The sequence below is a fragment of the Sphingomonas sp. Leaf10 genome, from assembly GCF_001421245.1.
GTDB lineage: Bacteria > Pseudomonadota > Alphaproteobacteria > Sphingomonadales > Sphingomonadaceae > Sphingomonas.
The window spans coordinates 71,683-74,490 of the sequence record NZ_LMKE01000032.1; the positions used below are offsets into that span (position 1 = coordinate 71,683).

3 protein-coding genes are annotated in these 2,808 nt (G+C 64.4%); 2 read left to right on the forward strand and 1 reads right to left on the reverse strand.

Translation table 11 applies throughout. The features are described 5' to 3' along the window. Window positions 1-93: 93 nt before the first annotated feature. Window positions 94-1,500 carry a glycoside hydrolase family 27 protein gene (locus ASE59_RS16565; RefSeq protein ID WP_082458522.1) on the reverse strand — a complete coding sequence of 469 codons (1,407 nt, stop codon included), beginning with the start codon at window positions 1,498-1,500 and terminating at the stop codon, window positions 94-96. Window positions 1,501-1,930: 430 nt separating this feature from the next. On the opposite strand from ASE59_RS16565, the gene ASE59_RS16570 reads away from it, so the two are divergent. Both ASE59_RS16570 and ASE59_RS16575 read left to right on the forward strand, forming a co-directional pair. Next, window positions 1,931-2,371: a spore coat U domain-containing protein gene (locus ASE59_RS16570; protein ID WP_056458894.1), complete on the forward strand. Its 441-nt coding sequence runs from the start codon at window positions 1,931-1,933 to the stop codon at window positions 2,369-2,371. A 10-nt stretch (window positions 2,372-2,381) separates the two neighbouring features. Continuing rightward, on the forward strand, window positions 2,382-2,808 hold a 427-nt coding region (locus ASE59_RS16575), incomplete at its 3' end, for a molecular chaperone (protein ID WP_162235331.1).

The window sequence follows — 2,808 nt, forward strand, 5'->3', positions numbered from 1 at the left end:
GACCCACCCCCAGCCCCTCCCTTCCAGGGAGGGGAGACGAACGGTCACGCCGCTGAATGTCGATCGGCCCTAGTTCTTTTCCGCGCGATCCGCTCATGCCTTGAGGCGATATAGGCCCGATCCATGGGGAGGAAGGGTGCGAGCCAGCCTGTTTTCTACGCGCGGTAATTGCGAACCGGACCAGAGGTCGGTCCCCTGCGCCGCTCCGCTGAAGCCTAGCATCTTGAGCGGAATGGCGACCTCCTTTGGTTCGTTCGTGGTGTTGAACAAGGCGACGTATCGTTCGCCCGGCGCACCTTCGGGCTTTGCAGACCAGATGCGCGTGCCGTCCTCGATGAAATGTGGCTGGTTGTCGGTCGAGGCCTGGTTGACGGCAAGCACCGCCCGGTTGGTGAGCAACGCCAAGGTGGGTGCATCGAGATGCCGTAAATCTCCCCCCATGATCAGCGGCGAACGCGCGATCGCCCATAGGGACATCAGCGTCTGCTGTTCATCCGGCGTGAATTTGGTGTCGCGCTTGCCGAGTGCCAGCCGCCCGAGCGGCAGCATGTCGGCGTCCGGCCAGCTGCCCGGACCGCGATAGGGCGTCCAGTTCTCCAACCGGGTGAACTGCGCCTCCAGCATCGCCCATTCGTCCCAGAAATCGTCGGAAATGCGCCACATCTGCGCATAGCGGCGCACATGATCGCCGCGGATCACGGGGGTCTCGCCGGGCGACAGGCTGAGCGTGATTGCCCGCCCGCTGTTCACGATCGCCTTGTGCGCGGCCTCGATCTCGGGCGCGTGCGCGTCATAGGGGCGGCTCATGTCGTCCATCTTGACGAAGTCGATGCCCCAGTCGGCATATAGCCGGAAGATGCTGTCGTAATAGGCCTGCGCGCCCGGCTTCGTCATGTCGACGCCGTACATGTCGGGGTTCCACGAGCAGATGCTGGTCTTGTCGGCGATGTCCGCAGCGCGGTAGCGGGTGCCGAGGATCGGCAGGTTCCTCTTGACCGCCAGGCGCGGGATGCCGCGCATGACATGGATGCCGAATTTCATCCCCATCGCATGGATGTCGGCGGCCAGCTTCGTAAAACCCGATCCGTTGCGGCTGGACGGAAACCGGTTGGGCGCCGGTATCACCCGTCCATACCCGTCGAGCGCCGGCACCGGCTCGGCATTATATTCGTAGCTCGATGCCGCCGGTTCATACCATTGGATATCGACGGTGAAGATGTCGTACCCAAACGGCAGGAGCCTGGCGCGCATGATCGCGGCCGTCTCGCGCGCCTGCGCTTCGGTGATGGTGGTGGCGAAGCTGTTCCAGCTATTCCATCCCATCGGCGGGCGCGGTGCCAGCATGTCCATTGTCCGAGGGGGCGAAGCGGACTGATCCGCCGCATCCGATGTCCCTGCCCCGCCCGCTATCGCCGGGACGGCAATCGACCCGGCGGCTGCCGCTCCGACCAGCGCCGCACCCCGCAGCGCGGCGCGCCGGCTCATCGTCGTTTCGTTCATGGGCATCCTCTCAGCCGTTCGTTGACGCCACTCTCCGACGGAATAACTACTCCGACAAGAGCTAAACGATTTGATCGCGTTACCTTTGCAGGGGTCCTGCCGGCGCGACCCGAGCCGGTGGAGCGCGGTCGGCGCGGCCGATCTGGCGTACAATGTCATGGTGGTAACGTTAAGGCGCGCTGCCGACGTCGATTGATCGGAAGGTGTCCGAGCATTAATCCAGATCAAGCGCCTACTATCATGTTCGGGAAGCCCGAGCGATCGTATAACAACTGATCTCGTGCTTGCGTAATTTGCGTATTGGCGAAGAAATGCATCCTTAATACCGCTATGCCATTGTTTGTGCATAGAGATTTGGTACGGAGTGTCTCGGGTGCAAAACATTCTCCGCGCGGCTGCGCTTTCCTGTTGCTTGGTGGCTGGTGCGCCGATGGCGTTTGGACAGACGGCAAGTGGTGTCCTGACCGTTGAAGTCACCGTCGTATCGACCTGTTCTGTCGGCAGCGGCACGCTCGCGTTCGGAACCGTCGATCCGGCGACCGGCACGACGGCTGCGTCGCGGGTCAACCTCAATGTGACCTGTACGCAGGGTACGCCCTTTTCGGTTGGTCTGAGCGATGGTGCGAATGCCACGGGCACGCAGCGCCGGATGAAGGGCGCCAGCCAGTCGCAATATCTGGCCTACAACCTGTTCCAGGACAGCGCCGGCACCCAGCGGTTCGGCAACAGCGTCACCGCACAACGCCTGGTCGGTCAGACGGGTCTCGGCGCCACCGCCAACTCGATCGCGGTCTATGGGTCGATCGTCGCGGGGCAGAGTGCGCCGGCGGACGTGTATTCGGACACCGTTCCGATCACGGTCTATTATTGAGGCTCGGGTCGTGAAGGCTACTCCCGGCTCGGCGGCCCTTGTCCGGCTCGGCCTCGTGCTGTCGACGGCGGCGCTCTCCCCGGTTGCGGCGCAGACGGTGGGCGGCGCGGCGCAGGGCGGTGGCCTGTCGGTCGCACCGGTGCAACTGACGCTGGCCGAAGGAACCCGCAGCACCTCGACGATCGTCAGCAATCCGGGCAGCGGCCCGGTGACCGTCCAGGTTCGGTTGTTCAGCTGGACGATGGCCGGGGACGAGGAAGTCTACACCCCCGCCACGGATGCCGGGTTCAGCCCGCCGCTGTTCCGGCTTGAAGCCGGCGGCGCACAGGCGGTGCGGGTCGTCGCCAAGGCACCCGCCGGTCCGATCGAGCGAAGCTATCGGCTGGTCATCGACCAGCTGCCGCTGGCCGGGGCGCCCGGGCAGTTGCAGTTGCCGG